We start from the raw sequence: 20,100 nt of genomic DNA on the forward strand, positions 1-20,100 counted from the left end.
GGTCTCTCCACTCGTTTTCGCGTCTGTCACGCCCGGAACTCGAAGCGCGCGCCGCCCGCCGTTCCGGAGGTCACGATGGCCGACCAGCCGTGGGCCTCGGCGATGGATTGGACGATGGCCAGCCCGTAGCCGATGCCGTCCTCGCCGGTCGTCTCGCCCGGTTCGAACACCTCGTCGCGGCGCTCGGGCTCGATGCCGGGGCCGTCGTCTTCGACGTAGAAGCCGCCGTCGACGCCGCCGACCTCGACGCGCACGTCGCGGCCGTCGTGTTCGACGGCGTCGTCGGGAGTATCCCGACTGCCCGTCGAGCCGTGCTCGGCGGCGTCACCAGACGCAGTCTGGTTGCCCGTGGAACCATGTTCGACGGCGTTCCGAAACAGATTGGAAAGCAGTTCGGCGAGGCGGTCCTCGTCGGCGTCGACGACGACCGACTGGCTGGTGACCAACTCGGCGTCGCCGGTATCGGTGGTCGCCCACGCCTGCCGGGCGACCGCCCCGAGGTCGACGCGCTCCGTCTCGTCGACCAGTTGGCCGCGGCGGGCGAGCGACAGCAGGTCGTCGATGAGTTCTTCCATCTGTTCGAGCGCCCGCTCGGCGGTGTCGAACCGCACCTCGTCGCCGGTCTCGCGGGCCAGTTCGAGGTTCCCGCGGGCGACCGAAAGCGGGTTGCGAAGGTCGTGGCTCACGATGTTCGCGAACTCCTCCAATCGCTCGTTCTGTCGCTCTAGCTCGCTTTCGCGGGTCTTCCGCTCCGTGATGTCGGTGTAGATGGCGTAGCCCGCCCCGCGCTCCTCGCCGGGCGACAGCGGGACGACGTTCAGGATGAACTCGCGGACGCCGCCGTCGGTCCGGCGGCGGACCTCCCCGCGGTAGCTCTCGCCGGTGGCGACGAGGAGTTCGGGGATGGTCTCGTCGCCCCCCGGTTCCGGCACCGGGTCCGGGTCCGGCACCGGCGGGACGATTCGCCCGAGGAGGTCGCTTCCGACCACGTCGTCGGCGTCGTAGCCGAACGCCGACTGGAACGCCCGATTCACGTCGCGGACCGTGACCGCGCCGGCTTCCACGTCGTAGGCGACGGCGGCGTCGGAGACGTGTTCGAACAGCGCCGTCGAGCGGTCGCGCTCCTCACGGAGCCGCGACTCGGCGCGGATGCGCTCGGCCGTGACCGCGACGTGCGCCATGAGGAGTTCGGCCAGTTCGGCGTCGCGCTCGTCGAACGCGCCGGGGGTGAACGTGGTCGCCTGAAAGACGCCGAGGTCCCCGATGGGGACGCTCAGGACCGCGCGGTACATCCGCTTGACCGGCCTGGCCTCGGGGTGGTCGCGCACGTCGTCGGTGATGTCCGTGTTCCCCGACAGGTACACCTCGGCCGCGATGCCGCCGTCGTCGAGCGGGACGCGCTCCGCGCCGTCGGCCGGCGCGTCCGACGAGATAGCCGCCGGAACGATGTAGCCGTCCTCGACGACGCCCACGTAGCTGATGTCGAACTCGAGGATGTCGTCGGTGATTTCGACGGTCTGTTCGAACAGTTCGTCGAGGCTCGTCGCCGCGGCCAGTTCGGTGGCTCCTCGGTGGAGTCGCTCTATCTGCTCGCGGCTCTTTCTGACGGCGGCTTCGGACTCGATGCGACTCCGCGTCTCGGAGACGTAGGACACGAGGAGTTCGGCCAGCGTGCGGTCGGTCTCGTCGTACGCGCCGACCTCGTTCGAGATGGCTTGGAACACGCCGTCGTCGCCCGCGGGGACGCTCACCGCCGAGCGATAGGCGGGGTCGTTGGGGTCGGCTACCGGGTGGTCGCGCACGTCGTCCACGAGAAACGAGCGGCCGGTCCGGTACGTCTCCCCGAGCAGGCCCATGTCGGTCGAAATCGGGCCCGTTTCTGCCACGTCGTCGTCGTTGGCGACGACGTAGAAGCCCTCGCCGTCGTGGCGGAAAAACGAGGTGTTGTCGAATTCGAGGATGTGTTCCGTGAGACCGATGGCTCGCTCGTACAACTCCTCGACCGTCTCGGCGGCGATGAGGTCGGTCGTCCCCTCGTAGAGCCGTTTGAGCCGGTCCCACTCGGCGTCGGTTCGGGAACCCGTCACCGCTCCGCCCTCCGCCCTGTCGTCGTGCCCGCTCGCGAAACCGGCCGACGACAGCGCCCAGCGAACCTGCGTTTCGAGTCCGGCGCGGTCGCCGCGGCTGACGTAGGCGTCGAATCGGGCCGGCCGCTCGACGGCCTCGGGCGACACCTCGGTGTACAGAATCGTCGGCACGTCGCGGGGTCTCTCGGCGTCCGGGTCCGTGACGACGACGCACGCCGCGTCGCTCGGGTCGTTCTCGTCACTCGCTGACGCCACCGTGACCCCGTCGCCGAGGTCGATATCGTCGAAGTCGTCGTCCACGAAAACCGTTGGGTCCGTCGCGTGCACGGCAGTCCCCCTACTGGAGGGCGACGAGAACTATAATCGTTGCGGCATGTTTTCAATGAGCAAGAACACGCCGCGAGCGGTCCGATTCGGCGGCGCGGCGCTTTGACCTCGCCGGATTCCTCAGTTTAGCGACCAGAATCCGTAGTTGAGCGCGGCGGCGAAGCACGTCCACAGGAGGTAGGGGACGAGGAGGGCGGCGGCGCGCCGATTGACGGCGGCGAACTCGCGCGTCGTCGCCAGAATCGCCGCGAGGAGGACGACGATGACGGCGAGGCCGACCGCGGGCGACCGCAGTCCGAAGAACGCCGCGGACCACGCGACGTTGACGACGAGGTGGCCGACGAAGACGGCGAGCGCCCGCTCGCGGCGGGGGTGGTCGCGCCGGGAGACGAGCCACGCGGCGACGCCCATGAGGGTAAACAGCGTCACCCAGACCGGGCCGAACACCCAGTTCGGCGGGGCGAACCACGGGCGGGCGAGCGTCGCGTACCACGACCCCGCGTCGGTGACGGTGAAGACACTCCCGAGCGCGCCCGCGAGTTGCGCGAGGGCGACCCACGCGAGCAGTTCGACCGCCGGTCGCCGCCGGAGCGAAGCGAGTTTCATACTCCTCGTTCGCTCGGGTGGGAAAAGAACGACGCGGCCCGTGCGGGCGAAATTGTGGGGAATCGGGCGTCTGCGTCCATTTCCCGGAACTGTTTTACCCGACGGTAGACCAGAGTTTGGCAATGAGCGAACTCGAAGCGGAGTACCGCCTCGACTACTTCGAGGAGGAGGGCTTCTACCGGAAGCAGTGCCCCGTGACGGGGGTCCACTTCTGGACACGAGACCCCGACCGCGAGACCTGCGGTGAACCGCCCGCCGACGACTACACCTTCATCGACAACCCCGGCTTCGACGAGGAGTACACCCTCGAAGAGATGCGCGAGAAGTTCCTCTCTTTCTTCGAGGACCACGACCACGAGCGCATCGACCCCTACCCGGTCGCCGCGAACCGCTGGCGCGACGACGTGCTCTTGACGCAGGCCTCTATCTACGACTTCCAGCCGCTCGTCACGTCCGGCGAGACGCCGCCGCCGGCCAACCCGCTGACCGTCTCCCAACCCTGCATCCGGATGCAGGACATCGACAACGTGGGCAAGACCGGTCGCCACACGATGGCGTTCGAGATGATGGCCCACCACGCGTTCAACGCCCGCGAGGAGGCCGGCGACAAGTACGCTTACGAGGGCGAGGTCTACTGGAAGGACGAGACGGTCCGCCTCTGCGACGAGTTCTTCGAGTCGCTCGGCGCTGACATCTCCGAAATCACCTACATCGAGGACCCGTGGGTTGGCGGCGGCAACGCCGGTCCGGCCTTCGAGGTGCTCTACCGCGGCGCCGAACTCGCCACCCTCGTCTTCATGTCGATGAAGCAGGACCCCGACGGCGACTACGAACTCAAGGACGGCAACACCTACTCGCCGATGGACACCTACATCGTCGACACGGGCTACGGGCTCGAACGGTGGACGTGGGTGTCGCAGGGGACGCCGACGGTGTACGAGGCCGTCTACCCCGACATGATCGAGTTCCTGAAGGACAACGTCGGCATCGAGCACACCGACGAGGAGGAGGAACTCATCCACCGCGCGGCGAAGCTCTCGGGCCACCTCGACATCGACGAAATCGACGACCTCGCCACCGCGCGCGCCGAAGTCGCGGGCGAACTCGGCGTCGACGAGGCCGAACTCACTTCGCTGCTCCGCCCGCTCGAAGACATCTACGCCATCGCGGACCACTGCCGAACCCTCGCGTACATGTTCGGCGACGGCATCGTCCCCTCGAACGTCGGGACGGGCTACCTCGCCCGTATGGTCCTCCGGCGCACCAAGCGCCTCGTGGACAACCTCGGCGTGGACGCCCCGCTCGACGAACTCGTGGACATGCAGGCCGAGCGCCTCGACTACCAGAACCGCGACACCATCCGCGACATCGTCCGCAGCGAGGAGCGCAAGTACAGAAAGACGCTCGAACGCGGCTCCCGCAAGGTCCAGCAGCTCGCCGACGACTACGCCGACACGGACGAGCCCATCCCGCTCGACGAGCTCATCGAGCTGTACGACTCCCACGGCATCCAGCCCGACATGGTGCAGGACATCGCGGAAGAGCGCGGCGCGACCGTCGACATCCCCGACGACTTCTACTCGCTCGTCGCCGACCGCCACGAGCAGGTCGACGGCGAGGGCGAGGCCGACGAGCGCGACGACCGCCTCGGCGACCTGCCGGCGACGGACAAGCTCTACTACGACGACCAGGAGCGCACCGAGTTCGAGGCCGTCGTCCTCGACGTGTTCGAGCGCGAGGAGGGCTACGACGTGGTCCTCGACCAGACGATGTTCTACCCCGAAGGCGGCGGTCAGCCCGCCGACCACGGCTCGCTCGCCACCGACGACACGACGGTCGAAGTGACCGACGTGCAAATCGTGGGCGACGTGGTGCTCCACCGAACCGACGAGGACCCCGGTAAGGGCGAGTTCGTCCGCGGCCAGCTCGACGCCGAGCGCCGCCGTCGGCTCATGCGCCACCACACGGCGACCCACGTCATCGGCCACGCCATCCGGACGGTCCTCGGCGACCACATCCGGCAGGCCGGCGCGTCGAAGGGCGTCGACCGCTCGCGGCTCGACGTGACCCACTACGAGCGCATCACCCGCGAGGAGGTCAAGCAGATAGAGCGCGTCGCCAACGAAATCGTGATGCGGAACATCCCGGTCAAACAGGAGTGGCCGGACCGCCGCGACGCCGAGAAGAAGTACGGCTTCGACCTCTATCAGGGCGGTATCCCGCCGGGCGAGCAGATTCGCCTCATCCACGTCGGCAGCGACGTGCAGGCCTGCGGCGGCACCCACGTCAAGCGCACCGGCGACATCGGGGCCATCAAGGTGCTGACGACGGAGCCCGTGCAGGACGGCGTCGAGCGCGTCGTCTTCGCGGCGGGCGACGCGGCCGTCGAGGCCACCCAGCGCACCGAGGACGCGCTGTACGGCGCGGCCGACGTGCTCGACGTGAACCCCGCGGACGTGCCCGAGACGGCAGAGCGCTTCTTCACCGAGTGGAAGGAGCGCGGCAAGACCATCGACCGTCTGAAGACGGAACTCGCCGAGGCGCGCGCCGCGGCCGGGGCGGACGAAATCGATATCGACGGTACGCCCGCCGTCGTCCAGCGCCTCGACGGCGACGCGGACGAACTCCGCGCGACCGCGAACGCGCTGGTCGAAGAGGGGAAGGTCGCCGTTCTCGGCTCCGCCGCGGGCGGCAGCGCCCAGTTCGTCGTCGGCGTCCCCGACGGCGTGGGCATCAACGCCGGGCAGGTCGTCGGTCGACTCGCCGGCAAGGTCGGCGGCGGCGGCGGCGGTCCCGCGGACTTCGCGCAGGGCGGCGGCCCCGACGTGGACGCGCTCGACGGCGCGCTCGACGAGGCCCCCGACGTGCTTCGGACGGTCCTGAACGCCTGAGTCGGTCGCGCGACGCCGACGAGTTCGCGGTCGGGGTCGCGCTCACGTTCGGTTTCGCTTGCTTCGCGTCCGCGAGACGGACGCCCTAAGTCGCTCGCCCGCCGAGCCCCCGGTATGCCCACGGCAGTCGCGGACGGGGTCGAACTGTACTACGACAGCGAGGGCGACGGCGAGACGGTCGCCTTCGTCGGCGACGCGGGCTACGGCGCGTGGCAGTGGGGGTGGCAGCACGCCGCCGTCGCCGGCCCCTACGAGAGCCTCGTGACCGACCTCCGCGGGACCGGTCGCTCCGACGCGCCCGCGGGGCCGTACTCGGTCGCGACGCTCGTCTCCGACCTCGTGGCCGTCCTCGCGGACGCGAACGTCAGGAAGGCCCACCTCGTCGGATTCGGCCTCGGCGGGCTGGTCGCGCTGGAGGCCGCGCGGACGACGAACCGCGCCCGGAGCCTCACGCTCGTCGGCACCGCCGCCTCCGGGGATGGCATCGACCCCGACCCGCTCTCCGCCGCGCCCGACGACCCGGCCGCGCTCCGCGAGTCGCTCGCGCCGGCGCTCTCCGAAGAATTTCGCGCGGAACAGCCTGACGTGGTCGAGCAACTCGTCTCGTGGCGCGAGCGAGAGGACGCCGACCCCGAGGCGTGGGCCGCGCAGGCCGCCGCCGTCGCCGACTACGACGCCGGCCCGCTGTACGAGGTGACGGTCCCGACGCTCGTCCTCCACGGCGGCGACGACCCGGTCTGGCCGGTCGAGGGTGGCCGCGCGCTGGCCGAGGGTCTCCCGCGCGGCGAGTTCGAGTCGTTCGCGGGCGCGCGCCACCTCGTCACCGTCGAGCGGTCGCGGCTCGTCAACGACGCGCTCGTCTCCTTTCTCGAATCGCTCGACGACGACTGAGCGTCGCTGTCGGGCGCTCTCCCCGCGGTCGCCGCCGACGCGCCCCGTCGCAGATGCCGGCAGTGAGCGTTCCGGGCGCAACTTCTTTAGAGCCGCACCGATTGTCTCTCCACGATGACTCGCCCGCGACTCGCGTTCTTGGACGCCTCCCACGGCGATTCGAGCACGTCACGAAACTTCAGGCGCGAACTCGACGCCGACCTCGTCGAGTTCGACGTGACCGACGGCCGTCTCCCCGACCACTTCGACTACGACGGCGTCGTTATCAGCGGCTCGTCGTCCTCGGTCTACTGGGACGAGCCGTGGATTCGCAACCTCGTGTCGTGGGTCGCCGACGCCGACGAGCGCGGTCTTCCCCTCTTGGGCGTCTGTTTCGGCCACCAGGTCGTCGCGGCGGCGCTCGGCGGCACCGTCGAGGACATGGGCGCGTTCGAACTCGGCTACAACGAAATCGAGCGGACTCGCCCGGACGACGGGAACGACATCCTCGCCGGCATCGGTGAGCGCTTCACCGTCTTCACCTCCCACGGCGACCGGGTGACGGAACTCCCGTCGGGCGCGGACCTCCTCGCCGAAAACGAGTTCGGCGTCCACGCGTTCCGCCGGAATCACGCCTTCGGCGTCCAGTTCCACCCCGAGTACGACACCGACACCGCAGAAGCCATCGCCCGCCAGAAGGACTTCCTCCCCGACGAGCGGATTCGCTCGGTCGTCGACGGTATCACGCCGGAGAACTACGCCGCCGCCTGCGAGGCAAAGCGCCTGTTCGACAACTTCGTCACCTACGTGAACCGGACGAACGCGGGCTCGGTCGAATCGGCGGCCTGAGCGTTCCGACGGTCGCGAGCCGTCTTCGAGTCGTACCCGAGCCGCATCCGGGCCGCCGCCGAGTCGCGTCCAGCCCGCTCTCATCTCCGGCTTTTCGGCCTCCCGTCCCCGCAAATCGTGACCGAGCGAATCGCTTTTCACCGCGCCGAGCGCAGGGTCTATCATGCTCGATTATCTGGGATTGGAGGGCGACCTGACCGGCGAAGAGAAACTCGTCCGCGACGAGGCCCGCCGCTTCGTCGACGAGCAGGTCAAACCCGACATCGGCGAGCACTACGAGGCGGGGACGTTCCCGACCGACCTCATCCCGAAGATGGGCGACCTCGGCTTTTACGCGCCCAACCTCGACGGCTACGGCCTCCCCGGTCTCGGCGAGCGCGCCTACGGCCTCTTGATGCAGGAACTCGAAGCCGGCGACTCCGGCCTCCGGTCGATGGCGAGCGTGCAGGGGTCGCTCGTCATCTACCCCATCCACGCCTACGGTTCCGACGAGCAGAAAGAGCGGTGGCTCCCGAAGCTCGGGTCGGGCGAGGCGGTCGGCTGTTTCGGCCTGACCGAACCGCAACACGGCTCGGACCCCTCGGGGATGGAGACCCGCGCCGAGCGCGACGCCGACGGCTACGTCCTCAACGGCTCGAAGACGTGGATTACGAACTCGCCCATCGCGGACGTGGCGGTCGTCTGGGCGCGCGACGTGTCGGCGGAGGGGTCGCCGGTCCGCGGGTTCCTCGTCGAGACCGACCGCGACGGCGTGACGACGAACAAAATCGAGGGCAAACTCTCGATGCGCGCGTCGGTCACGGGCGAAATCGGCCTCGACGACGTGCGCGTGCCCGAGGAAGACGTGCTCCCGGGCGTCGAGGGGATGAACGGGCCGCTGTCGTGTCTCACGCAGGCGCGGTTCGGCATCGCGTGGGGCGTCGTCGGCGCGGCGCGCGACGCCTTCGAGGACGCCCGTCAGTACGCGAAGGACCGCGACCAGTTCGGCGGCCCCATCGCGCGGTTCCAACTCCAGCAGGGCAAACTCGCGGAGATGGCGACCCGAATCACGAACGCGCAACTGATGGCCCACCGCCTCACCGACCTGAAAGAGCGCGGCGACCTGCGACACCAGCAGGTGTCGATGGCGAAGCGCCACAACGTCCGCGTCGCCCGCGAGGTGACCCGAACCGCCCGCGAGATGCTCGGCGGCAACGGCATCACGACCGACTACTCACCGATGCGCCACATGGAGAACATCGAGACCGTCTACACCTACGAGGGGACCGACGACATCCACACGCTCGTCCTCGGCGCTGACCTGACGGGAATCGAAGCATTCCACTAGGGCTTGGGAGCGGACGCCCCCGTGGCTTTCGCGGTCGTGCGTGCCGTATGACAACAGCACACATACATTTATATCTCCCCGACCATAGGTTACGATAGAGGCCCCACAATGACCACATCGGCCCAGGACCGTCCGACGGCGCTCGACCTGTCTCGCGAAGAGACGTGGGTCGTCCACGCCGCCTTGCTCGACGCCATCGAGCGGGCGGTCGATGCAGACGAAGAGCCGACGCCGGCCCCCGGCCTGCTCGCGCGGGTCGAGGCCGGCGACGAAGATTTCGACAGCGCCGAACTCGACTATCTCGTAGACGCCCTCCGAACCTATCGGACACAGGCTCCCGCCCGGGACGACCACCACATCTCGCGCGTTCTCGAACACATCGAGGCCGCGCGGGCTTAGTCGCCCGCCCGACGCTCGCCCGCTGGCTTTTTCCGCTTTCGAGGTCCCCGAGCGGCCGCGTTCTCCGGTGATGCCGCCGACGCGTCCCGGTCGTCTCGGTGACCGACCCCGCCCCAACCACCGACTTCGACCCCGACTCCGTCTCCGAGTTCTCGCGTCTCGATGCGGACGTTTTAGTACGCGGTACGGCCAACGCCCGGCGATGGCTATCGACTCGAACTTCGACCAGAACCGGGAACGCGCGGGCGAGGAAAACGGCGTCGCCGTCTGGGGACCTGTCGAACCGCCGGAGAAACTCGGCATCCACGGCACCCACGTCGCCGTCGACTACGACATCTGTCTCGCGGACGGCGCGTGCCTCGAAAACTGCCCCGTCGACGTGTTCACGTGGGTCGACACGCCGGACCACCCGGTGAGCGAGAAAAAGGTCGAACCGACCAACGAAGACCAGTGTATCGACTGCATGCTCTGTGTCGACATCTGTCCCGTCGACGCCATCGACGTGGACGCCTCGCGGCAGGCCTGACGCGAAGACCAGACGTTATCTCTCCCCGCCGCGTCGCGTCGGCCATGGGTCTCATCCACACCGCCCTCGTCGTCTCGGACATCGACGCCACGCTCGATTTCTACGCCGACCTCGGCCTCGAACGGACCAACGAGTTCGAACTCGACGGCGTCCGGAACGTCTACGTCGGCAGCGACGACACCGACATGGAACTGCAGTTCAAGTACGACCCGACCTCGGCGGCGCGCGTCGAGCCCGCCGGCATCGACCACGTCGCGGTCGAAGTCGCCGACGCCGACCGCGCGTTCGAGGACATCGTCGAGGCGCAGTCGCCCGAAGTCGTGAAGCCGCCGGTCGACATCGACCCGGCGAACGCCCGCGCGGCGTTCGTGAAGGACCCCGACGGCTACGTCGTCGAACTCGTCGCGCTCGAAGACTGAGCCGCGCCGTCGACCCGTCTCAGACGCCGATTTTCACCGACGCCGACGGGTCGACCGCCCGCCCGACTCGCCGCGGCGAACAGCTATTTGTTGCCAGAGCGTCAATACGAAGTCGCTATGTCTGAGGACGTAACCGCGCTGTTGAAGCGCGCCTATCAGGACGAGATCGAGACCGTGATGAACTACATGACCAACTCCATCGTCCTCGACGGCGTCCGGGCCGAGGAGATTAAGGAGTCCCTCCAGACCGACATTCAGGAGGAACTCACCCACGCCGAACAGCTGGGCAACCGGCTGAAGCAGCTCGACGAGCAGCCGCCGGGCTCGGCGTCATTCGAGGCGCGCCAGCACGACCTCCAGCCCCCGGAGGACAGCACGGACGTGCTCGCGGTCATCAACGGCGTCCTCACGGCCGAGGAGGACGCCATCGAGACCTACCGCGCGCTCATCGACGCCGCGGAGGAGGCAAACGACCCCGTCACCGAGGACCTCGCCGTGACCATCCTCGCCGACGAGGAGGCCCACCGGACCGAGTTCCGCGGTTTCAAGAAAGAGTACGACCGCGAATAGGTCCACCGAGCGCCGACCGACGGGCGACCGCACGAGGGTTCGACCGCGCTCCGTATTCACTACTTTTCGAAAAATGTGTCATTATCGACCCGTATCTAACAAATTATCATCTGTTACAAAAGTAGTATTCCCAGTTCTTCGAAACAGGGGTTTATTTTTATCAATCCGTCGCTCGAACGACCGGTATGAGCACTGAACGCGGCAAAGGTACGGTCGCGGTGGTCGGCGGCGCCGGCGCAGTCGGGTCGAGCACGGCGTTCGCGCTGATGGAGAGCAGTCTCGTGGGCGAAATCATCCTCGTCGATATCGCCGAAGAGCGCGTCGAGGGCGAGGCGATGGACCTCAACCACGGCGCGTACTTCACGTCGCCGGTCCGGGTGCGGACGGGCGACTACGAGGACTGCTGGGACGCCGACGTGGTCATCGTCACCGCCGGAGCCAGCCAGAAGCCCGACGAGACCCGCCTCGACCTGATGGAGCGGAACGCCGACATCTTCGCCGACATGATTCCGCAGATCACCGAGGGGCTGAACGACGACGCCGTGATGCTCATCGTCACCAACCCCGTCGACGTGCTGTCGTACGTCACATGGAAGGTGTCGGACCTGCCGGCCGAGCGCGTCATCGGGTCGGGGACCGTCCTCGACACGTCGCGGTTCCGCCACTCGCTCAGCCGCGAGTTCGACCTCGACCCGGCGAACGTCCACGCCTACGTCGTCGGCGAGCACGGCGACAGCGAGGTACTCGTCTGGAGTTCGGCGAACCTCGGCGGCATCCCGTTCGAGTCGTACGCCACCAGCCACGGCGTCGACGACATCGACGCGCTCAAAGCCCGCGTCGAAGAGGAGGTCCGCGAGGCGGCCTACGAAATCATCGAGCGCAAGGAGCGGACGAACTACGGCGTCGCCCGCTCGGTGGCCGCGACCACCGAGCGCATCCTCGGCGGCGACAACTCCATCCTCACCGTCTCGACGCTCGTCTCGGGGGAACACGGCATCGACGACGTCTACATGAGCCTCCCGTGTACCGTCAACCAAAGCGGCGTCCGCGACGTCCACGAGTTCGACCTCTCTGAGAGCGAGACGGCGGCGCTCCGGGAGTCGGCGGGCGTCATCCGCGAGTCCATCGACCGCTTGGACTTAGAATAGAAGCGAAGAAAGCGAGGAAAACAGAACAGCCGCGCCGCCGACTCAGTCGGCAGACGCGGGCGTCGTGTCCCCGCCCGTCCCCGTCGCGGCGGCCTTCGCGTCGAGCGCCTCCACGACGAGTTCGGAGATGTCCACGACGTCGATGGCTTCCTCGTAGTCGCCGGTCTTACGGCCGTCTTCGTACATCGTCGCGCACATCGGGCAGGCGACGACGAAGCGCTCGACGCCGCCGGTCGTGTCGTCGAGCGCCTCGCGCAGGCGTTCCTCGGACGGCTTCGACTCCTCATCGTGGTCCATCCAGAGGCCGCCGCCGCCGCCGCCGCAACAGAACGACTGGTCGCGGTTGCGCGGCATCTCGGCGAGTTCGACGCCGGTCGCGCGGATGACCTCGCGGGGCGCTTCGTACTCGCCGTTGTACCGGCCGAGGTGACACGGGTCGTGGTACGTCACCGTCTGGGCGGCGAGTTCGTCGCCCGCGAGGCCGAGGCGGTCGTCGCCGACGAGACGCTCGACCAGTTGGGTGTAGTGGTACACCGGGTAGTCGAACGAGTCGTCCATCTCCGGGTACTCGTTTTTGAACGTGTTGTACGAGTGCGGGTCGGTGCAGACGATTTTGTCGAACTCGCAGTCGGCCATCGCGGCGACGTTGTCCTCGACGAGCATCTCGTAGAGGCCCTCCTCGCCGACGCGGCGCACGTCGTTGCCGTCGTGCCCTTCGTCCTCGTAGAGGATGCCGTAGGAGACGCCGGCTTCCTCGAAGATGCGGGCCAAAGAGCGGGCGACGGCGCGGTTGCGCTCGTCGTAGGAGGGGTAGTCACCGACGTACCAGAGGAACTCGACCGATTCGTCGCGGGCGTCGGGCACCTCGAAGTCGAGGTTGTCGGTCCAATCGGGGCGCTTGCGCTGGGGGTCCCCGAAGGCGTTACCGTTCTGGAAGATGTTCATCATCGCCTCCTGCACCGGCTCTTGCTGTTGGCCCGTCTCGGTGAGCCGGCGGTTCATCTCGGTGAAGTGCGTGAGGTGTTCGATATCGACCGGGCAGGCGTCCATGCAGGCCATGCAGGCCATGCAGGACTCCATCGACTCGGCGTCGACGACGGAGGTGCCGCCGTCCGCGACGATGTCGACGGAGTCGCCGCCGGCGTCGACCGACTCGCGGTAGGCCTTCAGGTCGAGAATCACGTCCCGCGGGTCGAGGTTGCGGCCGGAGGCCTTCGCCGGGCAGGCGTCGGTACAGCGGCCGCACTTCGTGCAGGCGTCCATGTCGAGCATCGCCTTCCACGAGAAGTCGTCCTCGGAGACGTAGCCGATTTCGTCCGGCGGCGTGTCCGCGGGCACCTTCGGGAGGCGCGTGCCCGCCTTCTCGTCGGCGGTGACGATGTTGGCGAAGGACGTGAGCATGTGCAAGGGTTTGGCGTAGGGGACGGCCGCGACGAACGCCAAGGCGAGGAGCGCGTGGGACCACCAGCCGAACCAGTAGAGCGTCTGCGCGAGGCCCTGTCCCATGCCCGCGGCGTCGAACACGAGGGCGACGAAGTAGCCGACGAAGCTCACCGTCTCGAAGTCGGGGAAGTCAGTGCCGACGATGCGGATGCCTTCGAGGACGTAGCCGCCGACGCCGAGGAAAAAGAGCGTCCAGACGAACGCGGCGTCCTCGAAGCCGGTGTGTTTGCCCCACAGCCGCGGGTGTCGGACGCCGTAGCGCCGCCACAGCGCCATCCCGACGCCGACGACGAACAACAGGCCCATGAGGTCCATGACGAACGAGTACGAGAGGTAGAAGTCGCCGACGAAGAAGGAACTGCCCGTCACCCGCCGCCACACGTCGATGTCGATGGCGAGGATGGTCGTCCCGATGAGGAGCGTCAGGAAGCCCCACATGATAAAGGCGTGCATCACGCCGGCGAACCGGTCGCGCTTGAACTGCTTCTCGTTGGAGAACACCACTTTCGCCGCCCGAACCGTCCGTCCCGGCAGGTCGGACAGCCGGTCGAACGGGTCTTCACCACCTTTCGCGTATCGCGCGAACCGCTCGTACACCCCGTAGAGGAACACGAGCGACGCGATGGCGGCGAGACCGTAGAAGAGCGCCTCGCCGACCGGACTAATCGTCCAGAACGTCTCCCGCGTAACATCCGCCTGTGCCGCAAAGTCCATAATCAATCACCGGAGAACGGAGGGTTAAATCTTGCCACCCGATGCGTGTCGGTCGGCGGATTACGAGCGCCCCGGCGACCTCAGAACGCGAGGCTGGCGAGGAGCGCGGCGGCGAGGACGAGTCCGGGCGCGTCGCGCCGGCCGAACCGAATCTCCGGGAGCGTCGGGTTCCACGCGAAACACCGCGCGCGGAGCGCGAGCGCGAGGGCGTCGGCCCGCGCGAACGACCGTCGGAGGCCGCCGGCGGCGACGAGCGAGAGCCGTTCGTCCAGCCGTCTTTCGCTCCCGAGGCGGGCCGCCTGCGCCTCGCGGACGCGGCGCAGGTCGCGGCGGACCAAGGGGAGAAACCGGAAGACGAGGGCGACGCCGACGCCGAGGGCGACGCCGAACCGACCCGGCACGAGCCGCTGAATCGCCGCGCGGGACTCGCGTACGGGCGTCGTCCTGACGTACGCCGCCGCGACGAAGAAGACGAGTAGCACGCGGACGCTGGCGAGCGCGGGTTCGACGGCCGCCTCGGGGTCGAACCACGGCGCGCCGAGGCGGGCGGCCTCGACGACCGGGCCGAGCGCGAGGAACGGAATCGCGTAGCGGAGGTCGCGGAGGGCCGAAACGGGGGACGTGTCGGCGGCGCGGAGACAGCCCGCGGCGACGACGCCGAGCGCGACGAGTCCGGCGGGCGTCGTGTGCGCGAAGCCGGCCGCCGCGAAGGCGACCTGCACCGCAAGCTTGGTCCGCGGGTCGAGTCGGTGGGCGAGAGTGTCGCCCGGTTCGTAGGTCAGCACGGCGGGCGAACGTCGAGGTCGGGGAGGCGGTCTGCGGCCTCGTCGGGCGCGGCGTCGAGGGCGACGTCGCCGTCGGCGAGGACGACCACGCGGTCGGCCAGTTCGGCCACGTCGCGCAGGTCGTGGGTGACGACGACGAGGCTCGTCCCCTCGGCGCGGAGGTCGCGGAGGCGGGCGAGCACGGAGCGCCGGGCGGGTTCGTCGAGGCCGGTGAACGGTTCGTCCAAGACGAGGTGGTCGGGGCGCATCGCCAGCGCGCCGGCGATGGCGAGTCGCTCGACCTCGCCGCCGGAGAGGGAGTCGACGCGCTCGTCTTCCCGGCCGTCGAGGTTGACCGCGGCGAGCGACTCGCGGACGCGGCGGTCGATGTCGCCGCGGTCGAGGCCGAGGTTCTCCGGGCCGAACGCCACGTCAGCGCCGACGGTCGCGGCGACGAGTTGGTCTTCGGGGTGCTGGAACACCATCGCCACCGCGGTCCGGGCGGCGACGAGGTGGTCCGAGACGGTCCGGCCGTTGACCGACACCGTTCCCTCGTCGGGGTCGAGCAGGCCGTTGAAGTGGCGGACGAGCGTGGTCTTGCCGGAGCCGTTCGCGCCCGCGACGACGACGCACTCGCCGTCGTCGATGGCGAGGTCGACCCCGTCGACCGCGACCGTGTCGCCGTACCGGTGGACGAGTCCCTCGACGCGAATCATCTACTGGGCGGCGATGGCGTCGGAGCGGACGATGCCGACCGCGGCGGCGATTTTGAACGCCTCGGCGGGGATGAACGCGGCGGAGGCCGTCCAGAAGGCGGATTCGAGGCCGACGCGATTGACGTACGCGAAGCCGAGCGTGCCGAAGGCGTAGACGACGACGGTCCCGGCGACCATCGCGCCGACGAGCCGGGGAGTGCTCACGCGGTAGTCACCGACGCTGATACCGCCGTGGACGACGAGGCCGACGACGACGGCGGCGACGGGGTACGACCAGAGGTAGCCGGCGGTCGGCCCGACGAGCGGCGCGAGCCCTGCCGAGCCCCCGGCGAACACCGGCGCGCCGAGACCGCCGGCGGCGAGGTAGAGCGCGATTGAGCCGCCGCCCCAGACGGGGCCGAGGAAGATGCCCGCGAGGAAGACGACGAGCACCTGCATCGTCACCGGAATCGGCGAGATGGGGTTCGGGAACGAGACGTACCCGCTCGCGCCCATGAGCGCCGCGAACAGGGCCGCGCGGGCGATGTTGCCGACGAGTTCGTCGCCGACGAGTTCGACTGACTCGCGTTCGGTTGCCATGCTCGTCGCTGTCTCGTAAACCCAGTTTAACTTATCGGTTTACAGACTCGGGGCGGGAGGTCGGTTCGATGCTCGTCGGCCGATTCGGGGCGTCTCTCCGGCGCTCGGGCGGCTCTCCGGTTAGTCGGGTCAGCATCATTAAAGACGCTGGGCGTGCCACGTTCCGGGTATGGACGAGAAGACCGCCGAACTCCGCGACATCTTCATCGAGGCGACCGGCTCGGACACCGTGACCGAACAGCAGTCCGAGTCGCGCGGGTCGCTCGCCGACGTGGACGACCCCGAAGCGGTCCGCGAGCGCGTCCGCGACATCGTGGCGACGATGCGCGAGCGCTACGCGTTCGACACCGAGTTCGACGACGACGCGCTCGTCGCGCTCGTCGTCGGCTTCTTCGACGGCGACTCCGACGCCGACCTCGCGGTCGAACTCGACGCGTCGCCCGAGGCGGTTCGCACCGCCCGGTTCGACCTCCACCTCGTCCGCGACGCCGACCGCGAGTTCCCGTTCGACGCCGACCGCTTCGACACCCTGCTCGTCGACGGCGCGGACGACGAGGCCATCGCCGAGGCGCTCGACGTGCCCGTCGAGGTCGTCTCCGAGTGCCGCCCCGTCGCCGAGGCGGACATCCGTTCGAGCCGGGCCAACTACCGCTTCCGCGACGACTTCGCGGAGCTTCTGACCGACGACGACCTCTCGAACCGGATGGCCGAGGACGCCCGCCGCGACGGCCTCCGCGAGGCGACGGAAGATATCGAGACCGACGTGTCGCTGTAACGGTCGGCCGAACGACGAAGGTTCTTAACCGATTGGGGACATACCCCTGTGCGATGGCGCAGGCCCCCCAGAACCGAGACCTGACGGAACGGTTCATCGAGTTCTACCGAAACTACTACCGAGAGGAGATCGGGACGCTCGCACAGCAGTACCCGAAGGAAAAGCGGTCGCTGCACATCGATTACGACGACCTCTATCGGTTCGATTCGGAACTCGCGGACGACTACATCACGAAGCCCGGCCAGTTCCAGGAGTACGCGGAGGAGGCGCTGCGCCTGTTCGACCTCCCCGCGGACGTGAAACTCGGGCAGGCGCACGTCCGGATGCGAAACCTCCCCGAGACGGTCGATATCCGGAACCTCAGGGTCAACGACGACCACATCGGGACGCTCATCTCGGTGCAGGGCATCGTCCGGAAGGCGACCGACGTGCGTCCGAAAATCACGGAAGCCGCCTTCGAGTGCCAGCGCTGCGGGACGATGAGCTACATCCCGCAGGGCGACGGCGGCTTTCAGGAACCCCACGAGTGTCAGGGATGCGAGCGCCAGGGGCCGTTCCGCATCGACTTCGACCAGTCGAACTTCGTCGACTCACAGAAACTGCGCGTCCAGGAGTCCCCCGAGGGCCTGCGCGGGGGCGAGACGCCGCAGAGCATCGACATCAACCTCTCCGACGACGTGACCGGCAAGGTCACCGCCGGCGACCACGTCACCGTCGTCGGCGTCCTCCACATCGAACAGCAGACATCGGGCAACGAGAAGACGCCCGTCTTCGACTACTACATGGAGGGCATCTCGCTCACCATCGAGGACGAGGAGTTCGAGGACATGGAGATATCCGACGAGGACGTGGCCGAAATCGTCGAACTCTCGAACGACCCGGCCATCTACGAGAAGATGGTCGAGTCCGTCGCGCCCGCCATCTACGGCTACGAGCAGGAGAAGATGGCCATGATTCTCCAACTGTTCTCGGGCGTCACGAAGCACCTGCCCGACGGGTCGCGGATTCGCGGCGACCTGCACATGCTGTTGATAGGGGACCCCGGAACTGGCAAATCGCAGATGTTGTCGTACATCCGCCACATCGCGCCGCGCTCGGTCTACACCTCCGGTAAGGGTTCGTCCTCGGCGGGTCTCACCGCCGCCGCCGTCCGCGACGACTTCGGCGACGGCCAGCAGTGGACGCTCGAAGCCGGCGCGCTCGTCCTCGCGGACAAGGGTATCGCGGCGGTCGACGAACTGGACAAGATGCGGCCCGAAGACCGCTCTGCGATGCACGAGGGGCTCGAACAACAGCAGATTTCGGTCTCCAAGGCCGGCATCAACGCGACGCTCAAGTCGCGGTGTTCGCTCCTCGGCGCGGCGAACCCGAAGTACGGCCGCTTCGACCAGTACGAACCCATCGGCGAGCAGATAGACCTCGAACCCGCGCTCATCTCGCGGTTCGACCTTATCTTCACGGTCACGGACGACCCCGACCCCGACGAGGACTCCAAGCTCGCGGACCACATCCTCAAGACCAACTACGCGGGCGAGCTGAACACCCAGCGGACGAACGTCGCCAACTCCGAGTTCACGGAACAGCAGGTCGACGCCGTCACCGACGAGGTCGCGCCCACCATCGACGCGGACCTGCTCCGCAAGTACATCGCCTACGCGAAGCGCACCTGCTACCCGACGATGACCGACGAGGCGAAGGAGGTCATCCGCGACTTCTACGTCGACTTCCGCGCCCGCGGTGCCGACGAGGACGCGCCCGTTCCCGTGACCGCCCGGAAGCTCGAAGCGCTCGTCCGCCTCGGCGAGGCCTCGGCCCGCGTCCGCCTCTCGGACAAGGTGACTCGCGAGGACGCAGAGCGCGTCACGGGCATCGTCGAGTCCTGCCTGCGCGACATCGGCATGGACCCAGAGACCGGCGAATTCGACGCCGACATCGTCGAGACGGGCCGCTCGAAGACCCAGCGCGACCGCATCAAGAACCTGCTCGAACTCATCCGCACCATGCAGGAGGAGTACGAGGAGGGCGCGCCCCACGAGGAGGTCCTCGAACGCGCCAACAGCGAACTGAACATGGACGAAAAGACGGTCAACGACCAGCTTGACAAGCTGAAGATGAAAGGCGACATCTACGAGCCCCGCGGCGACGTGTACCGCGCGACGTAGACATTTATCGCCCGAGTCTTGGCCGACTGCGTCGATGTCAGCCGGTCTGGGAGCGCCTGTGGACGGTCTCAATTCTTCCTCTCACAAGTACCGAGATAGTCAAAACTGCAAAGTTTATGAAGTCACTTCCCGGCAAGCTATCGCCGCCGAATCCTTTGAGAAGCTTCCGGAAGAGCAGTCAGAGAAATCTCCCTTTGCATCACAACCCCCACTTCATATCGAGACGGATTCACTCTCCCCGCTTCGAGTACACCGATTGGGTGTATCCGCAACATAAGGCTCGAACAGGGGTGTAGCCAGCTATCGCCCGTGGTGCTGTCGTGAAACGGCCGTCAGATACCTATTTCGAGACGTCGACGTGAAGTCGAATACTAGCTCGAACAGGGCTGTATACTCTCTACGACGATTTCAACCACTGGTGATTCGCTCTGACTCACTGTCAGTCTCAGGTGGTTATTCGAGTGGACAGCATATTTCTATATCCCCGATACACCCTACCTACGTCGAGGTGTACCGGCAATACGGAATTTCGGTACAGTACGGAACACGAGTTGAGTAGGAATCCAAAATTCACTAATTCGGGCCTCAGGGCCTATCGCGGATATTCATGGCCATGTAGACTATATACGAACTCACTCGGAACAGATGTCGAAGACGCCTTGTGAACGTCTTGTTGCGGATACACCCGTGCCCTGTACTGGTGATATCGTACACTCTCAGCCATCAAGTCGAACATGAGATTTTATTGGCAGCCGACAGGGGTGTCGGCTGCCTGAAGCGGTCGAATTCGTATGAATCGACAAAAATCAAACAACGTACACCGGCGGATGGGCATCTACAAACAACTGAATGACGTCCCCTCTCGATCACGACTAGAGCGGTTTTCATCGACGTTTGAGACACGAGATGTGTGGGATGAATTCGTCAA

17 protein-coding genes are annotated in these 20,100 nt (G+C 67.3%); 11 read left to right on the forward strand and 6 right to left on the reverse strand.

Annotated features, from left to right (window positions below):
* Window positions 1–26 precede the first annotated feature (26 nt).
* A complete protein-coding gene (locus DVK03_RS01390) occupies window positions 27–2,387 on the reverse strand; it encodes a GAF domain-containing sensor histidine kinase (RefSeq protein WP_199505970.1) in 2,361 nt (786 codons plus the stop codon).
* A 147-nt stretch (window positions 2,388–2,534) separates the two neighbouring features.
* Window positions 2,535–3,020, reverse strand: a complete 486-nt coding sequence (locus DVK03_RS01395; RefSeq protein WP_004045319.1) for a TspO/MBR family protein — start codon at window positions 3,018–3,020, stop codon at window positions 2,535–2,537.
* A gap of 122 nt (window positions 3,021–3,142) precedes the next feature.
* Here DVK03_RS01395 and alaS point away from each other — a divergent pair, with 122 nt between their 5' ends.
* The 9 genes from alaS to DVK03_RS01440 all read left to right on the forward strand — a co-directional run bounded on the left by alaS (window position 3,143) and on the right by DVK03_RS01440 (window position 12,019).
* Entirely contained in the window at window positions 3,143–5,911 is a 2,769-nt protein-coding gene (alaS, locus tag DVK03_RS01400) for an alanine--tRNA ligase (RefSeq protein WP_115802057.1), read from the forward strand.
* Between the two features lie 114 nt (window positions 5,912–6,025).
* Window positions 6,026–6,802 (forward strand): alpha/beta fold hydrolase, encoded by a 777-nt coding sequence (locus DVK03_RS01405; protein WP_115802058.1) that lies wholly within the window; start codon window positions 6,026–6,028, stop codon window positions 6,800–6,802.
* Window positions 6,803–6,916: 114 nt separating this feature from the next.
* The gene (locus tag DVK03_RS01410) at window positions 6,917–7,630 is read left to right on the forward strand and encodes a type 1 glutamine amidotransferase (RefSeq protein WP_115802059.1); all 714 of its coding nucleotides are present in this window, start codon (window positions 6,917–6,919) and stop codon (window positions 7,628–7,630) included.
* Between the two features lie 163 nt (window positions 7,631–7,793).
* Window positions 7,794–8,957, forward strand: coding sequence for an acyl-CoA dehydrogenase family protein (locus DVK03_RS01415; protein ID WP_006600777.1), 1,164 nt, complete (start codon window positions 7,794–7,796; stop codon window positions 8,955–8,957).
* A gap of 108 nt (window positions 8,958–9,065) precedes the next feature.
* A complete protein-coding gene (locus DVK03_RS01420; protein ID WP_004065541.1) occupies window positions 9,066–9,356 on the forward strand; it encodes a hypothetical protein in 291 nt (96 codons plus the stop codon).
* Window positions 9,357–9,558: 202 nt separating this feature from the next.
* A complete protein-coding gene (locus tag DVK03_RS01425) occupies window positions 9,559–9,882 on the forward strand; it encodes a ferredoxin family protein (protein WP_004045325.1) in 324 nt (107 codons plus the stop codon).
* Between the two features lie 44 nt (window positions 9,883–9,926).
* A complete protein-coding gene (locus DVK03_RS01430; RefSeq protein WP_004065539.1) occupies window positions 9,927–10,301 on the forward strand; it encodes a VOC family protein in 375 nt (124 codons plus the stop codon).
* A 117-nt stretch (window positions 10,302–10,418) separates the two neighbouring features.
* Window positions 10,419–10,871, forward strand: a complete 453-nt coding sequence (locus tag DVK03_RS01435; protein ID WP_004045327.1) for a ferritin-like domain-containing protein — start codon at window positions 10,419–10,421, stop codon at window positions 10,869–10,871.
* A gap of 185 nt (window positions 10,872–11,056) precedes the next feature.
* Window positions 11,057–12,019, forward strand: a complete 963-nt coding sequence (locus tag DVK03_RS01440) for an L-lactate dehydrogenase (protein WP_004065537.1) — start codon at window positions 11,057–11,059, stop codon at window positions 12,017–12,019.
* Between the two features lie 42 nt (window positions 12,020–12,061).
* On the opposite strand, the gene DVK03_RS01445 is transcribed toward DVK03_RS01440, so the two are convergent.
* From DVK03_RS01445 to DVK03_RS01460, 4 genes are all read right to left on the reverse strand, one after another.
* Entirely contained in the window at window positions 12,062–14,176 is a 2,115-nt protein-coding gene (locus tag DVK03_RS01445) for a (Fe-S)-binding protein (protein WP_115802060.1), read from the reverse strand.
* Between the two features lie 80 nt (window positions 14,177–14,256).
* Window positions 14,257–14,961: an energy-coupling factor transporter transmembrane protein EcfT gene (locus DVK03_RS01450; RefSeq protein ID WP_115802061.1), complete on the reverse strand. Its 705-nt coding sequence runs from the start codon at window positions 14,959–14,961 to the stop codon at window positions 14,257–14,259.
* Window positions 14,955–15,656 carry an energy-coupling factor ABC transporter ATP-binding protein gene (locus DVK03_RS01455; protein WP_115802062.1) on the reverse strand — a complete coding sequence of 234 codons (702 nt, stop codon included), beginning with the start codon at window positions 15,654–15,656 and terminating at the stop codon, window positions 14,955–14,957. Before DVK03_RS01455 ends, DVK03_RS01450 begins: the two co-directional genes overlap by 7 nt.
* Window positions 15,657–16,235, reverse strand: coding sequence for a biotin transporter BioY (locus tag DVK03_RS01460; RefSeq protein ID WP_004065529.1), 579 nt, complete (start codon window positions 16,233–16,235; stop codon window positions 15,657–15,659).
* Window positions 16,236–16,404: 169 nt separating this feature from the next.
* On the opposite strand from DVK03_RS01460, the gene DVK03_RS01465 reads away from it, so the two are divergent.
* Window positions 16,405–17,010, forward strand: coding sequence for a hypothetical protein (locus DVK03_RS01465; protein WP_004065519.1), 606 nt, complete (start codon window positions 16,405–16,407; stop codon window positions 17,008–17,010).
* 53 nt (window positions 17,011–17,063) lie between these two features.
* A complete protein-coding gene (locus DVK03_RS01470) occupies window positions 17,064–19,172 on the forward strand; it encodes a minichromosome maintenance protein MCM (protein WP_115802063.1) in 2,109 nt (702 codons plus the stop codon).
* The last annotated feature ends 928 nt before the right edge of the window (window positions 19,173–20,100 follow it).

This window comes from Haloferax sp. Atlit-109R, assembly GCF_003665865.1.
Taxonomy (GTDB): Archaea; Halobacteriota; Halobacteria; order Halobacteriales; family Haloferacaceae; genus Haloferax; species Haloferax volcanii.

Excerpts from the sequence above, each read along its gene's own strand:
- DVK03_RS01415 (WP_006600777.1), top strand. The coding sequence starts at position 7,794 with ATGCTCGATTATCTGGGATTGGAGGGCGACCTGACCGGCGAAGAGAAA.
- DVK03_RS01455 (WP_115802062.1), bottom strand. The coding sequence starts at position 15,656 with ATGATTCGCGTCGAGGGACTCGTCCACCGGTACGGCGACACGGTCGCG.
- DVK03_RS01395 (WP_004045319.1), bottom strand. The coding sequence starts at position 3,020 with ATGAAACTCGCTTCGCTCCGGCGGCGACCGGCGGTCGAACTGCTCGCG.
- DVK03_RS01465 (WP_004065519.1), top strand. The coding sequence starts at position 16,405 with ATGGACGAGAAGACCGCCGAACTCCGCGACATCTTCATCGAGGCGACC.
- DVK03_RS01425 (WP_004045325.1), top strand. The coding sequence starts at position 9,559 with ATGGCTATCGACTCGAACTTCGACCAGAACCGGGAACGCGCGGGCGAG.
- DVK03_RS01405 (WP_115802058.1), top strand. The coding sequence starts at position 6,026 with ATGCCCACGGCAGTCGCGGACGGGGTCGAACTGTACTACGACAGCGAG.
- DVK03_RS01470 (WP_115802063.1), top strand. The coding sequence starts at position 17,064 with ATGGCGCAGGCCCCCCAGAACCGAGACCTGACGGAACGGTTCATCGAG.
- DVK03_RS01440 (WP_004065537.1), top strand. The coding sequence starts at position 11,057 with ATGAGCACTGAACGCGGCAAAGGTACGGTCGCGGTGGTCGGCGGCGCC.
- DVK03_RS01430 (WP_004065539.1), top strand. The coding sequence starts at position 9,927 with ATGGGTCTCATCCACACCGCCCTCGTCGTCTCGGACATCGACGCCACG.
- DVK03_RS01410 (WP_115802059.1), top strand. The coding sequence starts at position 6,917 with ATGACTCGCCCGCGACTCGCGTTCTTGGACGCCTCCCACGGCGATTCG.
- alaS (WP_115802057.1), top strand. The coding sequence starts at position 3,143 with ATGAGCGAACTCGAAGCGGAGTACCGCCTCGACTACTTCGAGGAGGAG.
- DVK03_RS01460 (WP_004065529.1), bottom strand. The coding sequence starts at position 16,235 with ATGGCAACCGAACGCGAGTCAGTCGAACTCGTCGGCGACGAACTCGTC.
- DVK03_RS01435 (WP_004045327.1), top strand. The coding sequence starts at position 10,419 with ATGTCTGAGGACGTAACCGCGCTGTTGAAGCGCGCCTATCAGGACGAG.
- DVK03_RS01420 (WP_004065541.1), top strand. The coding sequence starts at position 9,066 with ATGACCACATCGGCCCAGGACCGTCCGACGGCGCTCGACCTGTCTCGC.
- DVK03_RS01445 (WP_115802060.1), bottom strand. The coding sequence starts at position 14,176 with ATGGACTTTGCGGCACAGGCGGATGTTACGCGGGAGACGTTCTGGACG.